Annotated in this window: 16 protein-coding genes; 14 read left to right on the top strand and 2 right to left on the bottom strand. The window is 63.6% G+C overall.

The window, feature by feature from the left end; genetic code table 11:
• The coding region (locus VMA09_20390) for a hypothetical protein (GenBank protein ID HUA35982.1) at nucleotides 1-681 on the top strand (681 nt) is incomplete at its 5' end.
• 121 nt (nucleotides 682-802) lie between these two features.
• Here the strand turns inward: VMA09_20390 and VMA09_20385 are convergent.
• Entirely contained in the window at nucleotides 803-2,038 is a 1,236-nt protein-coding gene (locus VMA09_20385) for a hypothetical protein (protein ID HUA35981.1), read from the bottom strand.
• Nucleotides 2,039-2,149: 111 nt separating this feature from the next.
• On the opposite strand from VMA09_20385, the gene mutL reads away from it, so the two are divergent.
• The 13 genes from mutL to VMA09_20320 are packed head-to-tail and all read left to right on the top strand — an operon-like array spanning nucleotide 2,150 to nucleotide 16,300.
• Nucleotides 2,150-3,985: a DNA mismatch repair endonuclease MutL gene (gene mutL, locus VMA09_20380; protein ID HUA35980.1), complete on the top strand. Its 1,836-nt coding sequence runs from the start codon at nucleotides 2,150-2,152 to the stop codon at nucleotides 3,983-3,985.
• Entirely contained in the window at nucleotides 3,982-4,947 is a 966-nt protein-coding gene (gene miaA / locus VMA09_20375) for a tRNA (adenosine(37)-N6)-dimethylallyltransferase MiaA (GenBank protein ID HUA35979.1), read from the top strand. Before mutL ends, miaA begins: the two co-directional genes overlap by 4 nt.
• A gap of 23 nt (nucleotides 4,948-4,970) precedes the next feature.
• The gene (locus tag VMA09_20370; protein HUA35978.1) at nucleotides 4,971-5,882 is read left to right on the top strand and encodes an acetyl-CoA carboxylase carboxyltransferase subunit alpha; all 912 of its coding nucleotides are present in this window, start codon (nucleotides 4,971-4,973) and stop codon (nucleotides 5,880-5,882) included.
• A gap of 14 nt (nucleotides 5,883-5,896) precedes the next feature.
• Entirely contained in the window at nucleotides 5,897-7,012 is a 1,116-nt protein-coding gene (gene pheA / locus VMA09_20365; protein ID HUA35977.1) for a prephenate dehydratase, read from the top strand.
• A gap of 14 nt (nucleotides 7,013-7,026) precedes the next feature.
• Nucleotides 7,027-8,127 carry a histidinol-phosphate transaminase gene (gene hisC, locus VMA09_20360; protein ID HUA35976.1) on the top strand — a complete coding sequence of 367 codons (1,101 nt, stop codon included), beginning with the start codon at nucleotides 7,027-7,029 and terminating at the stop codon, nucleotides 8,125-8,127.
• A 47-nt stretch (nucleotides 8,128-8,174) separates the two neighbouring features.
• Nucleotides 8,175-9,038: a prephenate dehydrogenase/arogenate dehydrogenase family protein gene (locus tag VMA09_20355; protein ID HUA35975.1), complete on the top strand. Its 864-nt coding sequence runs from the start codon at nucleotides 8,175-8,177 to the stop codon at nucleotides 9,036-9,038.
• Complete coding sequence (gene cmk / locus VMA09_20350; protein ID HUA35974.1) at nucleotides 9,038-9,751, top strand: (d)CMP kinase; 714 nt, start codon at nucleotides 9,038-9,040, stop codon at nucleotides 9,749-9,751. Before VMA09_20355 ends, cmk begins: the two co-directional genes overlap by 1 nt.
• A gap of 54 nt (nucleotides 9,752-9,805) precedes the next feature.
• The gene (locus VMA09_20345) at nucleotides 9,806-11,548 is read left to right on the top strand and encodes a 30S ribosomal protein S1 (GenBank protein ID HUA35973.1); all 1,743 of its coding nucleotides are present in this window, start codon (nucleotides 9,806-9,808) and stop codon (nucleotides 11,546-11,548) included.
• A 30-nt stretch (nucleotides 11,549-11,578) separates the two neighbouring features.
• Nucleotides 11,579-11,887: an integration host factor subunit beta gene (locus VMA09_20340; GenBank protein ID HUA35972.1), complete on the top strand. Its 309-nt coding sequence runs from the start codon at nucleotides 11,579-11,581 to the stop codon at nucleotides 11,885-11,887.
• Nucleotides 11,856-12,422 carry an HIT domain-containing protein gene (locus VMA09_20335; GenBank protein ID HUA35971.1) on the top strand — a complete coding sequence of 189 codons (567 nt, stop codon included), beginning with the start codon at nucleotides 11,856-11,858 and terminating at the stop codon, nucleotides 12,420-12,422. Before VMA09_20340 ends, VMA09_20335 begins: the two co-directional genes overlap by 32 nt.
• A 24-nt stretch (nucleotides 12,423-12,446) precedes the next feature.
• Nucleotides 12,447-13,856, top strand: a complete 1,410-nt coding sequence (locus VMA09_20330; protein ID HUA35970.1) for a hypothetical protein — start codon at nucleotides 12,447-12,449, stop codon at nucleotides 13,854-13,856.
• Nucleotides 13,857-13,875: 19 nt separating this feature from the next.
• Nucleotides 13,876-15,468 (top strand): VWA domain-containing protein, encoded by a 1,593-nt coding sequence (locus VMA09_20325; GenBank protein ID HUA35969.1) that lies wholly within the window; start codon nucleotides 13,876-13,878, stop codon nucleotides 15,466-15,468.
• Nucleotides 15,461-16,300: a site-specific DNA-methyltransferase gene (locus tag VMA09_20320; GenBank protein HUA35968.1), complete on the top strand. Its 840-nt coding sequence runs from the start codon at nucleotides 15,461-15,463 to the stop codon at nucleotides 16,298-16,300. Before VMA09_20325 ends, VMA09_20320 begins: the two co-directional genes overlap by 8 nt.
• 1 nt (nucleotide 16,301) lies before the next feature.
• Here the strand turns inward: VMA09_20320 and VMA09_20315 are convergent, their stop codons facing one another.
• Nucleotides 16,302-17,273, bottom strand: coding sequence for an MBL fold metallo-hydrolase (locus VMA09_20315; protein HUA35967.1), 972 nt, complete (start codon nucleotides 17,271-17,273; stop codon nucleotides 16,302-16,304).
• Nucleotides 17,274-17,281 lie beyond the last annotated feature (8 nt).

The following is a 17,281-nucleotide window of genomic DNA, read 5'->3' as shown; positions in this document are numbered from 1 at the left end:
CATCTTGCGGGGTTCCTGCCGTTCTATTTCTTTTCGTTGGCCATTTTTCCGATCGCGGGATGGGCGGCGTTTTCGCGGCGATGGTCAGGCACCTGGGCTATCCCTGCGGTATGCGCAGTGACGATCGCGATGGCGTCTCTGTATTTCTATCGCGACGGGCTCAACGTCGGCTCGGCGCGCAATACGTTTGCCGCGATGATAGCGGGCTTTATCCCCGGACAGCGCTTTCTGCTTCCCGCCTCGATGCTCGCCTGCTTCCCGGCGGCGCAGTTTCTGAGTTCTCGCAGCGGCCTGCTCGAACGCGGTATCGGAAAAACCGCAGCGCTCACGGCTTTCGCAGCATCCTTCCTGCTGCTGACGCTCGCGCATCAGTCGTACTTGAATGCGCACAAGCGCGTGCAATTCGCTCTAGCCGACAGTCTGCCGAGCGATGCGAAAATCGCGAGCTCGGGGGACGCTCTCAAGGAATTCGCGCCGACATGGGCGATTTTCACGCGGGCGTACAACCTTGATACTGGCGAGGCGCTGCCCTCAGGCGACTACTTCGCGCTGCTGGAGACGCCGGGTGGCAATGCACCCGCAGGCTGGGCCGCGCATCACGCGGTCAGGAGGATCCCGATTCGTTCGTGGGTCTGGAACCGCGATTTGCTGATCGGCGCCCCGGCAACCGACTCCAGATAACCACAAAGACACCAAGGCACGAAGCGAAGCGGCTCCGCCGCTTCGAAAAACCAATTCTTTACTTGGTGCCTTCGTGGTTTGCCTGGCTCTCTTCGCTCCGGACTGAAGAGAGCCATCCGCTCTAAGGCAATCCGACCTGCGGGCGCGTCGAATTGGGCGAGAAGCGCGCACGCAAAAGTGCTTCGCCGACTGACGAACTGGTCAGCACTGCACTCGCGTCGCAGGCGCACTTGAGACTCATCATCCTTGCGCTCTTGCCCAGCGCCGAAGCGAATCCTTCGAGGTTGGCCTTGAGGCCCGCGGGGGCTTCCTTGTCGACGATCGTCATGTCCTTGTTGGTCATGATGATCTCGACCGGCGTGCTGCCGGTCTCCTCGGCGAACATCTGCTTGACCATCACGACGAACGCCGAATGGTCGAGCCCCGGCACGTCGCGGCTAAGCTCGAGGTCGTAGGCGCGCTCGGCGCGATGATCGTCGGGCGGAGTCGCGAGCGTGGCGCTGAGCGCGGAAGCGCGGCCGGTCTCGGCCGTGGGATTGTCGGCATACTCGGCGAGCGAGATGCGCGCCTGCGCGATATTGCCGCCGTCCATCGCGCCCAGCGTCCTGCCTAGCAGGCTCGCCGACTGTGCGCGCTTGATCTGGGCCTGTGCCGCGGCCAGCATCCGCTGCACTTCAGGATTTTGCAGGCCAATCGACTTGAACACCGCCATCGCGGTTTCGCCCTCGCCGCGATCGAGCAGATTCTGCGCGGTCTCGATTGGCACCAGCGCACCCGTGTCGCGGATGGGAGCATTCTGCAGATAGAGCTTGGTCGCGGCGACGAGCTTGGCCTCGACCCGGGTCTGCACCGCCTCGTAGGCCTGCCAGGCGCTCGACGAGAGCAGCTTCTTGCCGGTGGCACGTTCGACGAACATCTGGGCCGGGATCGACAGGATCGCCGCGGCGGTGCCGACGATCGGCTCGCTCTCGGTGAAGGTGAATCGATGCCGGTCTTCGGCCAGCGTCGTCAGGTTGAGCGTCCAGATTTCGTAGGTCCCCGTGAAGCGCGCCTCGTGCTCGCTCTTCTCGGTATGAAAGCTGTCGGCCGGCAGGCTCACGATTATCACGGCGTCGAGGCGATCGTCGGCCTCGCCCGCAACGAAGCGCTTGACGCAGGCGTCGAGGCCGCCCGGCGGCTGAATCGGGATTTCCTTGACGTTGGGCAATTCGCCGACCAGGTTCTCGATGTCGTTTTCGGTCGCGGACGAGATCGGACCGTTGACGCCCACACCGATCCGCACCTGCGCCAGCGCACGTGTGGATAAAGAGGCCAGCGTTAACATCGCCCCGACAAAAGTAGCCAGATATTTCTTCATCTTCAGAATGCTAGCGGGCCGGCGCAGCCTGTAGGGGTGTGAACACGTCGCGCGCGCGGCGATTGCTTGAGTATCCGGACCGCAAGCTACAATGTCCATTAAGGCTGCACAATGCCGGATCGCATCATTCATATCCTGCCCGAGCAGGTCGCAAGCCAGATCGCGGCGGGCGAGGTCGTCGAGCGTCCGGCGTCTGCCGTAAAGGAGCTGGTTGAGAATTCGCTCGACGCGGGAGCGCGCTCGATTGCCGTCGAGATCGAGCGCGGCGGATGCGCGCTGCTGGCGGTCAGCGACGACGGCTCCGGCATGGGGCGCGAGGACGCGGTCGTATCGATTCGGCGCCACGCCACTTCGAAGATTCGCGGCGCGGGCGACCTCGCCGCGATCCGGACGCTGGGCTTTCGCGGCGAGGCGCTCGCCTCGATCGCGAGCGTGTCGCGGATGACGCTGCGCTCGCGGCGGGCGGGCGACGATCACGGCATCGAGCTTGCCATCACCGGCGGCGATATCGACGCGACCCGCGAATGCGCCTTAGCCCACGGCACGCGGATCGAAGTGCGCGAGCTCTTTTTCAACACACCCGCGCGGCTCAAGTTTCTCAAGACCGTCGCGACCGAGCAGAGCGTGATTGCCGAGGCGATGCAGCGCCTGGCACTCGCGAATCATCAGATCGCGTTTCGGCTCACCAGCGACGGGCGCGTGATCTTCGACCTGCCGCGCGCGACGACGATTCTCGAGCGCGCGCGCCAGCTCTTCGGCCCCAAGCTCGCGCCCAGGATGTTGGCGTTCGATCTCAGGCGCGTAGGACTGCGCGCGTGGGGGCTCGCCGCCACCAGCCAGGAGTCGTTTGCGACCGCGAGGATGATCTTCACCTTCGTCAACGGCCGCACGGTGCGCGATCGCCTGCTGGTGCGCGCGGTCGAGCAGGCCTACCAGACGCTCATTCCGCGCGGACGCCATCCGGCGGTGATCCTTTTCGTCGAGATCCATCCCGAGGAAGTCGACGTCAACGTGCATCCGATGAAAACCGAGGTGCGCTTTCGCAACTCGGGCGCGATTTTCGAGGCCGTATATCACGCGCTGCGCGATCGGCTCGCGAATCAGACTGAAGACCCAAGCGCGCCGCAGGAAGTCGCGATGCAATCTTCGCACGGCGCAGCCGCTGCGCTGGAGGCAGCGCAAATCGCGCCGCCGGTTCCGAATCACAACGTGGCTTCGATGGCTGCCGCGGTTCCCGCGCGCTCCGAGGCGCCGCTCCGGCTCGTTCCCGACGCTCCCCTCGCCAATCCCGCCGTGCAGCGCGCGCTCGGCCTCGCGTTTAGCCGTGAGGCGGCCAACGGCGTCGAGCATCAGGGGCGGCCGATTCCGATGTACTCGCAACTGAGAGTCATCGGCCAGCTCTTTGCTGGGTATATCGCGCTCGAAGGCGAGGACGGGCTGTTGCTGGTCGATCAGCACGCCGCCCACGAGCGCGTCACGTTCGAGAAGCTCAAGGCTGAGCTTAAGAGCGGCGGAATCCGCGTCCAGGCGATGCTCACGCCGCAATCGATCGAGCTTAACCCGGCGCGCGCGGCGCAGATCCAGGCCGCGATCCCGGAGCTGCGCGCGATGGGCTTCGATGTCGAAGCGTTCGGCCCTTCGACGCTCCTGCTCAACGGCGCGCCGGCGGTGTTCGGCGTCGAGCAGGCGGGGCGACTTCTCTCTGACATGCTCGACGCCGTCGGCGAGATGCGGATTCGCGGCGAGAGCGGCGGCGCGTTTGAGGAGATGCTGAAGCGGCTTGCCTGTCACGGCTCGGTGCGGGTTGGGCGGGTGCTCGAGGATCGCGAGATTCGCGCGCTGCTCGAGGAGCTCGATCGCACCGAGTTCAAGACCAACTGCCCGCACGGCCGCCCGGTGCATATCGGCTTTCCGCGCGGGCAGATCGAGCGGATGTTCCGGCGATGAACGCGCCCGTGCGGATTCGGGTCGGGTTTATCGTCGGCCCGACCGGCAGCGGTAAGACCGCGCTCGCGCTCGAAGTTGCACAGGCGCTCGGCGCGGAGATCGTCAACGCCGACTCGCGGCTTTTCTACTGCGCGATGGATATCGGCACCGCCAAGCCGACGGATGACGAGCGCCGCCGCGTGCCGCATCATCTTATAGATATCCGAAATCCCGACGAGCCGCTCGACGTCGCCGCGTTCGGCGCGACGGCGCGCGAGCGCATCGCCGAGATCGCAGGCCGCGGGAATCCGGTGCTTGTCGTTGGCGGCAGCGGACTCTATCTGCGCGTCCTGCGCGGCGGAATTTTCGCAGGACCGCCGGCCTCGCCCGAGATTCGCGCGCGCCTGGCCGCGATCGCGGCCGAGCACGGCGTGCCGCATCTCCATGAAAGTCTGCGCGCCGTCGATGCCGTGGCGGCGAATCGAATCCACGTCAACGATCTCTACCGCATCACGCGCGCGCTCGAAGTGTACGAGCTGAGCGGCGAACCGATCAGCCGCCATCAGGAGCGCCACGCCTTTGCGCAAAGCGACTTCGACGAACTCACGCTCGCGATCGAGACGGCTCGCGAGCTGCTCTACGAGAATATCGACCGCCGATTCGACGCGATGGTCGCGGCCGGGCTGGTCGATGAAGTGCGCGCATTGCTCTCTGCGGGTTACTCATTTGATCGCCAGCCGTTGAATTCAATCGGCTACGCGGAGATCGCGGCGTATCTGCGCGGCGAGCTCACGCTTAAGGCCGCGATCGAAAACGCCAAGCGCGAGTCGCGGCGCCTCGCCAAGCGCCAGCTCACCTGGTTTCGCCACCAGCCCGGCGTGGTCTGGCTTGACCCGCTGCGCGCGCCGGGTAAGGCTCGCGAGATGTTGGCCGCGTTTTTCGCCGGCCGCGCCGCTCCACAAGCGGCGCTGCCTGCGTCATGATGGGCGCAGTGCGGGGAAACAAGTTGAAGGGAAATCCGAACGGCAAGAAGCCGCGCGCGGCGCGGACCGAGCGCGCGAACGGCGCAGCGCCGGCGGGTCCGTCGCCCATCGAGCGGGTCCGCCTCGCGCGCAATCCGACCCGCCCGCAATCGCTCGACTACTTCGATCTGCTGCTGCGCGACTTCTTCGAAATTCATGGCGACCGCCGCTTCAGCGACGACGGCGCGATCGTCGCCGGACTCGCCTACTTCGGCGGCCGCCCGGTCGCAGTCGTCGGCCAGCAGCGCGGCCGCACCACCGCCGAGCGCATCAAGCGCAACTTCGGCAGTCCCAAGCCCGACGGCTATCGCAAGGCGGCGCGGGTCTATCAGCTCGCCGAGCAATTCGGTCTGCCGCTCCTGACATTTATCGATACCCAAGGCGCCGACCCGGGGGTGAGCGCCGAGGAGCGCGGGCAAGTCGAGGCGATAGCGGCCGACCTCGAGCTGATGGCGCGGCTCACCGTGCCAAGTATCGCGTGCGTGATTGGCGAGGGCGGCTCTGGTGGTGCGCTCGCGCTCGGCGTCGCGAATCGCGTCCTGATGCAGGAGAACGCGTGCTACTCGGTCATCACGCCCGAAGGCTGCGCGGCGATTCTGTGGCGCACGGCGAGCGAAGAGAACGTGGCGCGCGCGGCGAGCGCGATGAAACTGTCGGCGCCCGATCTGAAGAGCCTCGGTCTTATCGACGAGATCGTGCCTGAGCCGTCGGGCGGGGCGCATACCGCGCCAGCCGAAGCGGCGCATCTGCTCGGCGCCGCCATCGCGCGCAATCTCGCACAGCTATCAAAGATGAAGCCCGAGCAGCTTCGCCGCGATCGCGATCGCAAGTTCGCCGCGATGGGCTCCTCGTTCGTGACCCGTGCCCGCGTTGAAAACGAGCGCCCGATCAGTTAGCCATTTCGTCCGCGATGCCACAGAGGACTGCCAAACGGATCGCGCCTGAACCGCCGTCGATCGAGACGCTCAGGGCGCGGATGGACGAGGTCAATCTCAAGCTGCTGCGCCTGCTCGCGCTGCGCGCGACGATCGCGACCGAGGTCGGACGCCTCAAGCACACCGACGGCACGCTCGTCTACCAGCCGGCGCGCGAGCGCGAGATTATCGAACGGATGGTGGCCGAGAATCCGGGGCCGCTGACCGCAGACCACGTCCGCAACATCTATAGAGAGATCATCTCGGCCTGCCGCGGACTCGAGCAGGTGCCGCGCGTCGCGTTCTTAGGCCCCGAGCATACCTATTCGCACGAGGCGGCCCGCGCCCGCTTCGGCGCGAGTGTCGATTTCATGCCGCTGATGTCATTCGCGGCGGTATTCCAGGCCGTCGAAAACGGGCGCGCCGATTTCGGCGTGGTGCCGGTCGAAAATTCCACCGAGGGCCAGGTCGGCCTGACGCTCGATCTCCTGATTGATACGCCGCTGGTGATTATCGGCGAGATCCTGCAGCCGATTCGCCATGCGCTGCTCTCACGCGACGGCGACAAGTCGAAGCTCGTGAAGATCGTGTCGCATCAGCAATCGCTCGGCCAGTGCCGCAATTATCTCGCCGCCAACCTGCCGCATTGCGAGACCGAGGCGGTGGTCTCGAACGCGCAGGCGGCCAAGCTGGCGGCTGAAGACGCAACCCTTGGCGCGATAGCGTCGCGCGCGGCGGGTGAGGCCTACGGCCTTCGCGTCATCGCCGAAAATATCCAGGACATCGCCGCCAACACCACGCGTTTTTTGGTGATGGGGACGCAAGCCGTCGATCGCTCGGCGCGCGACAAGACGACGGCGCTGTTCGCGGTCGCCGATCGGGTCGGCGCGCTCAACCAGGCGCTCGGCCTTTTCGCGCGCAACAAGATCAATATTTCGAAGATCGAATCGCGCCCGCTGCGCGCGCGGCCGTGGGAATACCTCTTCTTCGTTGACCTGCAGGGTAATCGCGAGGATCCCAAGCTCAAGCGCGCGCTCGAATCACTTTCGCACAAGGCCCTTTTCTTGAAGGTGCTGGGATCGTATCCTGAAGGAAGGTCGGCCGCCGCATAGGAAGGCCCCGCCGTTTGGTAAACGCCAAAGATCTCGCTCTTCCCTCAGTAGCTGCGCTCGCTCCCTACGAACCGGGTAAACCGATCGAGGAACTGGAGCGCGAACTCGGTATATCCGAGCCGGTGAAGCTCGCCTCCAACGAGAATCCTATCGGCCCGTCACCGATGGCGATCGAGGCCATCCGGGCGGCGCTGCCCGAACTGAATCGCTATCCCGACGGCGCGAGCTTTGCGCTCCGGCGCAAGATCGCGGCGCGCCACGGCGTCGATGAAAATCGCATCTTCCCGGCCTCGGGCTCGGTCGAGGTATTGCATCTGCTGGCGTTCCTGTTCGTGCGTCCCGGGCTCAACACCGTTTACTCCGAGCATTCGTTCGCGATTTATCCGCTGGCGACAGCCGCTGCCGGCGGCGAGCACAAAGTCGTGCCGACCAGCGACGGCTACGCGCACGATCTCGAGGCGATGGCGGCGGCGATCGACGCCAACACGCGAATCGTCTTTCTCGGCAATCCCAACAATCCGACCGGCACGATCTATCGCAACGCCGAATGGCAGCGCTTCCTGGCGCGCGTTCCCGAGCGTGTCGTGATCGTGGCCGACGAAGCATACTTCGAGTTCGTGCGCGATCCCGAGTATCCCGACTCGCTCAAGGATCACGACGATCGCCGCATGATCGTCACCTGCCGCACCTTCTCGAAAATTTTTGGCCTCGCCGGAATCCGCGTCGGCTACGCGGTCGCGCGGCCTGACCTAGTCGAGATGCTGAATCACGTGCGCCAGCCGTTCAACGTGACCTCGCTCGCGCAGGTCGCGGTGGTGGCGGCCATGGATGACAAGGCGCATATCGCGCGCACACTCGAAGTCCATGCCGAGGGCATGACCTACCTCGAGCGCGAGTTCCGCCGCCTCGGAATCGCGTACGTGCCGAGCCACGCCAACTTCCTGCTCGCCGAGGTCGGCTCGGGCGGCGCGGTGTACGACCAGCTCCTGCGCAAAGGCGTGATCGTTCGTCCGATGGGAGGTTACGGCTATCCGCATCATGTGCGGATCAGTGTTGGGTTGCCCGCAGAGAATCGCCGCCTGGTGTCGGCGCTCGCCGAGGTGCTTAACCGCTAACCCCTTTCGCGGTGCGCCGCGCGGCGCGCCGCCTTCATAAAAAATCAATGGCGCAACTTTTCAAACAGCTGACGATCTGCGGCGTGGGCCTGATTGGCGGCTCGCTCGCGCTCGTCGCGCGCCGCGACGGTCTCGTCGGCAGGATCGTCGGACTCGGCCGCACCCAGGCGAATCTCGACGTGGCGGTCGAGCGCGGGATGCTCGACTTCGCGACGCGCGATCCGGCCGAGGCGGCGCGCGGCGCTGACCTCATCATGCTCGCGGTGCCGATCGTCACGATGCGCGAGACGCTCGCGCAGATCCTGCCGCATTGCGCGCCCGACGCGGTAATTACCGATGTCGGCAGTGTGAAGGGCTGGGTGGTGCGCGCGCTCGAACCGCTGCTACCTGCCGGGATGTCGCTGGTCGCGGCGCATCCGGTGGCGGGCAAGGAAACGACCGGCGCGGCCGCGGCCGATATCGATCTCTATCGCGATCGGCGCGTGATCATCACGCCGTCGAAAAAGAGCACGCCCGCCGCGATCGACAAAATTGAAAAGCTGTGGCGCGCCACTGGCGCGCGGGTCGAGACGCTCGATCCCGGGACGCACGACGAGCTGCTCGCGCGCGCGAGTCATCTGCCGCAGCTGGTGTCGAGCGCGCTCGCGGCGGCGCTGGCCGATGAACGGGTAGACGATAAATCCGTCATCGAGTATGGCGCTGGAGGCCTGCGCGACACGACGCGGCTCGCGGCGTCGTCATGGGAGATGTGGCGCGATATTTTCACGACCAATCGCGAGGCGATCGCCGATGCGGCGCGGATCTTCCGCCGGACGTTCGCCGAATTTCAGCGCGCCATCGAAAGCGGCGACGCCAGGCAGCTCGAAGCGCTGTTTAATCGCGGGCGTGCGATGCGCGAGCGGTTGAAGTGATGGAGAGCGCCGCCCCCAAACGCGCGCGTCCTGTGATCGCAATCGACGGTCCGACCGGCGCCGGCAAATCAACGATCGCGCGCGCTCTCGCGAGCGCGTTGGGTTACACGTATCTCAACACCGGGGCGATGTACCGCGCGCTGGCAATCGCGGCCCGTGCGGCGAACATCACGCCCGACGATCGCGAGGTCGAAACGAAACTCGCGCCGCTGCTCAATCGGATTCGAATCGAGTTCGACGGCGAGCGCGTGATACTGGGCGGCAAGGATGTGAGCGAAGAGATTTCATCGCCCGAGGTCAGCGAGCTGGCGTCGAAATTCTCGGCGCTCAAAAGCGTTCGCGAGCGGATGCGCGATCTGCAGCGCGCCGCCGGCCAGGACGGCGGCGTGGTGATGGAAGGGCGCGATATCGGCACCGTGATCTTTCCCGATGCCGAAGCAAAGTTTTTTCTCGACGCCGAGGTGAACGTGCGCGCGGCGCGGCGTTTCAAGGAACTGCACTTAAAAGGCGAGCCGATCGCGCGCGACCAAGTGCTCGCGCAACTCATCGATCGGGATCGCCGCGACAGCGCGCGCGCGCACGCGCCGCTTAAGCGCGCCGACGACGCGATCGTGATCGACGCGAGTCACATGAGTATCGCGGAAGTGGTTTCCGCGATGCAGGCGCACATTGAACAACGGATCAACGCCGGCAAGGACTTGAAACGATCCTAGCCCGGTTGTAAGGATGGCATTCAGCCACGAAAGTTTCTGGAAGGTCCCAACTACATGGAGAAAGCGTTGCCTGAAAAAGTGAGTGGAGGAGAAAATGACTTTGAGTCGTTGATGGAAGAGAGCCTGAAGGCTCCCCGCACCGGCGATGTCTTGGTCGGCCGCGTACTACTCATAACCCGCGACAGCGTCATCATCGACATCAACTACAAGTGCGAAGGACAGGTTCCCCTCGCCGAGTTCCTTGACCACGAAGGTCATCCAACCGTCAAGGAAGGCGACGAGGTTGACGTGTACTTCGAGGGTACCGAGACCGAAAACGGTACCGTGATGCTCTCGCATGCGAAGGCCGAGAAGTTCAAAGTCTGGCGCGAGCTCGATCGCGCGTTCCAGACCGAGACCCCGGTCGAGGGTGTGGTACTCGGCAAGGTCAAAGGCGGACTCAAGGTCGATATCGGCGTGCCGGCCTTCCTGCCGGGTTCACACGTTGACATCCGCCCCGCACGCAATCTCGATCGCTATGTCGGCCAGCGCGGCCGCTTCCAGATCCTCAAGTTCAATCGCGCGCGTGGCAACGTCGTCGTCTCGCGGCGGGCGGTGCTCGAGCGCGAGCGCGCTTCGCTCAAGGAGCAGACCCTCAAGGTCCTCGAAGAGGGCGTGATCCTCGAAGGCACCGTCAAGAACATCACCGACTACGGCGCGTTCATCGACCTCGGCGGTATCGACGGCCTGTTGCATATCACCGACATGGCGTGGGGACGCCTCACCCATCCGTCGGAAGTGCTCAAGGTCGGAGACAAGGTCAAGGTCGTGGTGCTGAAGTACGACGGCGAGCGCGAGCGCGTCTCGCTCGGCATGAAGCAGATCATGCCCGACCCGTGGAGCAAGGTCGCCGAGAGCTATCCTCCCGGCACGCGAATCCGCGGCAAGGTGGTGAGCGTCACCGACTACGGCGCATTCGTCGAGCTCGAGAAGGGCGTCGAAGGACTGATCCACGTTTCCGAGATGAGCTGGAGCAAGCGCGCCGTTCATCCCTCGAAAGTGGTGAATCCGAACGACTACGTCGAGGTCCAGGTGCTGGGCGTCGACGAAGGCAACCGGCGCATCTCGCTCGGCCTCAAGCAGACCGAGCCCAATCCGTGGGAAGCGCTCGCGCAGCGTCATCCGGTCGGCACGCGCGTCACGGGCAAGGTCAAGTCGATCACCGACTTCGGCGTGTTCGTCGAGATCGAGCCCGGTATCGACGGCCTGGTGCATATTTCGGACCTGTCGTGGACCAAGAAGATCCGTCATCCGAGCGAGGTCTACAAGAAGGGCGACGACGTCGAAGCGATCGTGCTGGGAATAGATGTAGAGAACGAGCGCGTGTCGCTCGGCGTCAAGCAGCTCAACTCCGATCCGTGGAGCACGGCGGCGGAGCGCTATCCGCTCAACACGCGAATTCACGGCAAGGTCAGCTCGGTTGCGGACTTCGGGGTGTTCGTCGAGATCGAGGAAGGCATCGAAGGTCTGATTCACATTTCGCAGTTAAGCAATGAGCGCGTCGATAAGCCGTCGTCGCTGTTCAAGGTTGGCGACGAGCTCGAGGCCTTGGTGGTGCAGCTCGATCCCAAGGAGCGGCGCATCGGGCTTTCGATAAAGGCCCTCAAGCAGCACGAGGAACGCGAGGAGATGCAGGCCTACCTCAAGCGTGAGCACGAGGCGCAGCGCTTCTCGATGGAAGATATCCTCAACGAAGAGCTTCGCCTCGACCGCGAGGATCGCGAGGGCCGCTCCTCGCAGCGCGGCCGCAACCGCTAGCCGGCTTTGCGAACCAGACCGAGCGCATCGATGACCAAGCGGGGCATCATCGAAGAGCTCATGGCGCGGCATCCCAGTTTCAATCATCGTCAGGCATCGACCATCGTCAACGCGATGGTCGATGCCATGATTGACTCGCTGGCGCGCGCTGAGCGAATCGAGATTCGCGGCTTCGGCAGCTTCGGCGTCAAGGATCGGCGCGCGCGCCAGGGCCGCAATCCCAAAACCGGCGCGATGGTCAAGGTTGACGCCAAGCGCATCCCGTTCTTCCGCGCCGGCAAGGAACTCCGTCTCGACATAAATGTAAATGGCGCCGAAGACGAGGACGAACGCCACTAGGATCACAGAGGCGAACGCCTCGCCGGCGGGGGTCAGGATCTGGGCCCCGTGGCGCTATTCCTATCTGCGCAAGGCAACCCAAGCTCCGCAGCAATGCATCTTCTGTTTTGATAGCCTGACCGCGGCCGAACGCCGCCGCCGCCTGATCTTGTTCGACAACGATCGCGCCGTCATCATGCTCAACCTGTATCCCTATACGGGTGGGCATCTGATGGTTGCGCCGCGCCGACACGTGGCCTCGCCCGAATTGATGAAGCGCGACGAACGCGCGCTGCTGACCGATCTGGTTGCGGCTTCGGTCGCGCGCATCCGCAAGGCGCTGAAGCCGCACGGGATTAATCTCGGCGCGAACCTCGGGCGCGCTGCCGGGGCGGGATTCGCCGAGCACATGCACTGGCATATCGTTCCGCGCTGGGATGGCGACAACAACTTCATGCCGGCACTTGCCTCCGCGCGTGTCGTGTCGCAGAGTCTGGAAGACAGCTACCGTCAGCTCAAGCCATTTTTTAAGAATATTGGCGCTGAAATATCTTAATCTCAGGTCCGCGCAGGATTCACGATGGATGAGAAACTGCTCAAGCTCCGCACCCTCGGCGAACTGAAGGCTGCTGGCTACAAGACGCTGCCGGTGCGCATGGAGATGCGCAAGAATCTCCTCGAACGCCTGCGCAACAAAACGCCGATCCTGTCGGGGATCGTCGGTTACGATGAAAGCGTCGTGCCCGAGATCGAAAACGGCGTCCTCGCCGGTCATCACATGATCTTTCTCGGCGAGCGCGGCCAGGCGAAGTCGCGCATCATCCGCGCGCTCGCAGGATTGCTCGACGAATTTGTGCCGGCGATCAAAGGATGCGAGATCAACGACGATCCGTTCGCGCCGATCTGCCGCACCTGTATCAAGAAGTCAGCCGAAAAGGGCGATGCGCTCGAGATCGAATGGATCGGCCGCGAGCCGCGCTACGCCGAAAAGCTCGCCACGCCTGACGTCTCGGTCGCGGACCTGATCGGCGAAATCGATCCGATCAAGGTCGCCGAGGGCCGCTACCTCGCCGACGAAGAGACGATTCACTACGGGTTAATCCCGCGCACCAACCGCGGCATCTTCGCGATCAACGAGCTGCCCGATCTCACCGAGAAAGTTCAGGTCGGCCTTTTCAACCTGATGGAAGAAAAGGACGTCCAGATAAAAGGCTACAAGATTCGGCTGCCGGTCGACCTGGTGTTCGTCGCGAGCGCAAATCCCGAAGACTACACCTCGCGCGGACGCATCATCACGCCGCTCAAGGATCGCTTCGATATCCAGATTCGCACGCATTATCCGAAGACCCTCGAGCACGAGATTGCGATCATGGAGCAGGAGGCGGTCTATCCGCCGCGCGAGGGCGTCGAGGTGCGTATCCCGCAGTTTCTGAAAGACATCCTGGCGCAGGTGACGTTCGAGGCGCGCGGCTCCAACGAGATCAACCAGTCGTCGGGCGTCTCGGTGCGCGTCACGATCAATAACTTCGAGTCAGTATTGTCCAACGCCGAGAAGCGCGCCGTGCGCAACGGTGACAACGAGATCGTCCCGCGCATCTCCGATCTGCATGCGCTCTACGCCTCGACCGCCGGCAAGATCGAGCTCGAGTACGTCGGCGAGGACAAGAAGGAAGAGGACCTCGTCGAGCGGCTCATCAATCGCGCCGTGCTCAAGACCTTCGATCGCTACTACAAGCTCGACGACCTGAAAAAAGTCATCACGTATTTCGAGCAGGGATGGGGCGTCGAGGTTTCCGACGGCGCGCCGTCATCGGAATACACCGAGCCGCTGCGCGAGGTGACGGGACTGCGCGAGGCGATCGCGCAGCTCGGGCCCTTCGAGACGCCGGGCCTGATGGCGTCGGCGAGCGAGTTCGTGTTCGAGGGACTCCATCTCCATCAGAAGCTCAACAAGGATCGGCAGGGCGGCCGTTTCGCATATCACGCCTGATCCTGATTCAAGGGGCACCATGATAACTACTCGTTACACGCAGTGGGACGGCACCCAGCAGCTCAAGCTCGACGCCGACAAGGTGTTCGAGAAGCTGGCCGAGTACCTTTCCTATACCGACGATGTTCGCCAGGCGATGGACTGGATGATGCGCCAGGGGATGGACTTCGACGGTGTGCGCGTTATGGGCCTCGAGGAATTTATCGAACAGTTGCGCCAGGAGATGCGCCAGCGCTATCGCGACTTCAATCTGAAGAACGCGCTCTCCGAGATGGAGCAGAAGCTCGAGGACATATTAAATCGCGAGAAGCAGACCCTCGATTCGCTCAAGGGCCAGAAGCCCGGGGTCGAGGACAAGCAGCGCGATCTGTCGCGGATACCGCGGCGGCTTTCCGAAGCGCTGCGCAAGCTCGAAGCCTACGAGTTCGAGGACGAACAGGCCAAGTCCGACTTCGAGGACCTGCTCTCCGAGTACGAGAATATCCGCGATCTCGAAAATTTCCGCGATCGCAATCAGCACATGTTCCACGGGCCGAAGAGCCTCGGTTACCAGGAGGCGCTCGACCTCATGCACGAGATGGAGCGGATGCGCCAGCTCGAGCAGGACTTGATGTCGGGTAACTTCGAGACCATCTCGATGGAAGACCTGCAACAGATCCTCGGCCAGCAGGCGAGCAAGGACTTCCAGAACCTCAAGCAGGTAATGGTCCTGCTGACGCAGTCGGGCTACATGGTGCCCAAGGGCGATCATTTTCAGCTCTCGCCCAAGGGCGTGCGGCGCATCGGCCAGCTCGCGCTGCGCGACATCTATCAGAACCTATTGCGCGATCGATCCGGCGGCCACATCACCGATCATCGCGGCGTCACCGAGATGCGCCCCGAGCAGACCAAGCCTTACAGCTTCGGCGATCCGCTCAACCTGAATCTGGTTGCGACTTTGAAGAAGGCGCTCGCGCGCAAGGCCGGCGTGCCGCTCCAGCTAAATCCCGACGACTTCGAGATCTACGAGAACGACTACGGCAGCTCGTCATCGACTGTGCTGTGCCTCGACATGTCGTGGTCGATGAGCTGGGAAGGGCGATTCGCGGCGGCGAAGAAAGTCGCGATGGCGATGGAGACGCTGATTCGCTCGAAGTTCCCGCGCGACTTCTTCTCGATCGTCGGGTTCTACACGCGCGCCGTCGAATTGAAGCTGAAGGACCTGCCCGAAGCCTCGTGGAACATGGGCGACCCGTTCACCAACCTGCAGGACGGATTGCGCCTCGCCTCGGACCTGCTCAACCGGCATCCGTCGCGCAACCAGCACATTATCGTCATAACTGATGGTCAACCGACCGCCTACTTCCTCAACAAGCGGCTCTACTGCGAATGGCCGCTGTCGTTCGGCGGCATCAGCATGCGCGCCGCGCAGGAAACGCTGAAGGAAGTCGAGCGCATCACGCGCAAAGGCATCACGATAAACACCTTCATGCTCGACGATTCGCCGAGCCTGCGCGCCTTCGTCGACAAGATGACGCAGATCAACCGCGGCCGCGCCCTCTACACGCGCCCCGACCATCTCGGCGAGTACATGCTCGTCGATTATCTCTCCAAGAAGCGTAAGCGTGGCTGAACGTCGCGCGCGCGCCGCCGCCCCGCCATCCAACGGGAACCCGCCGGCAATATCTGAATCGGCGCCCGAGCCCAACACGATCGTTCACGGCGATTGCATGGACGTGATGACGCGATGGCCTGCGGCCTTGATCGACGCGTGCATTACCGACCCCCCCTACAACATGAGCCGCCGCAAGGGACTTGCGTGGGCATTCAGTACGCACGTCACGATGGCGGAGCAGTGGGATCGGTTCTCGCACGACGAATATTTTGATTTCACGCGGCGATGGCTCGCCGAGGCATGCCGCGTCGTGAAGCCGAACGGCAACATCCTCGTGTTCGGCAGCTTCCATAACATTTACTTGATTGGCTTCGTGCTCGAGCACGTGCTCGGGCGGCGAATCCTGCAGCAGATCACGTGGTTCAAGCCCAACGCGCAGCCCAATATCACGGGGCGGCTCCCCACCGAGAGCACCGAGTTCATCATCTGGGCGTGCAACAACACGCCCGAGCGCGCGACCAAGTGGACCTTCAACTACCAGGTGTCCAAAGAGATCGGCGGCGGCAAGCAACTGCGCAACATGTGGCAATTCCCGTGCACGCCCCGCTCGGAGCGCCGCGCCGGCAGCCATCCTACACAAAAGCCACTCGAACTCCTCGAACGAATAATCAAATTGTGGACGGAGCCGAACGACCTGGTTCTCGACTGTTTCCTAGGCACCGGCACGACTGCGATCGCAGCCGGACGCCAAGGCCGCCGCTTTACCGGAATCGAACGCGACCCGGTCTACGCAGAAATCGCCCACGCCCGCCTCGCGGAACTCCGCGCGTCTTCCAATCTCGCAAAATGAATTAACGGCCTGCGGTCGCTGATACTTCGCCGCTTTGCGGTGCCGCCTCGTGCGAGGCGGGTTGTTGCGGCATTGTCCAGGTCGCGCCGATTTGGCGGATCACTATTCGGTTCGCCTCGGGGCCGGCGGCTGCGATCAGGCGCTGGAGCGGCTCTTCCATCGGCTCTTTGGAGAGTTTGAAGGTGCCCCAATGAATCGGGACGAGCCAGCGGGCGTGGGTCTGCTGGAACATCGACCAAACCTGCTCGGGATTGGCGTGGTTCCAGATCCACGGATCGTAGGCGCCGATTGAAAACGCCGCGATGTCGGGCGGATTGTCTGCCAGCTCGCCGAACAGATCGGTGTCGGCACTGTCGCACGCGAGCAGCATTCGCTTGCCGTCTTTCTCGAGCACGTAGCTGTTGAAGCCGTAGTCGCCGCCGAGCGGCGGCCATCTTTTGCCCCAGTGCCGCGCGCCCATTGCACGCACGGTCAGCCCGTTGACGGTGGTCTGCTCGCCCCATTTCAGCTCGCGCACGTCGGCAAAGCCGAGAGGCTTGACTAATTGTGAGCACTTGTCGCAAGCGATCACGACGGCGTTCTTGGGGAGCTTTTTCAGCGACGGAATGTCGAGATGATCCATGTGCGCGTGCGTGATTATGATCACGTCGAGCTGCTGCAGATCCGCGGGCCCGAGCGGCGGCGCCACCACGCGCTTCGGGCCGATGGTGAAGATCGAATCGAATGCGAGCCCGACGCGCGAGAACAAGCTTGGATCTGTCAGGACGCGCACGCCGAGGTAGTTCATCAGCAGCGTCGCATGGCCGAGGTACGCGAGCGTAATTTCGTTGCCCGGCCAGGAAGCCGGATGCGGGATGAGCGGCGCCGCCATCTCTTCGTTCATGCGCTGAGCGTAGAGCACCGACGCAAACGGCGCCAGCACTATCAGCGCGAGCGCGGCCGCGAAGAGCCGCGATTTTCGCCCCTTGAGCATCGCTTCCG

It is taken from the genome of Candidatus Binataceae bacterium (assembly GCA_035508495.1).
Taxonomy (GTDB): Bacteria; Desulfobacterota; Binatia; order Binatales; family Binataceae; genus JASHPB01.
Note: the sequence above shows the minus strand (reverse complement) of the source record. Positions and strands in the feature narration are given on the sequence as shown.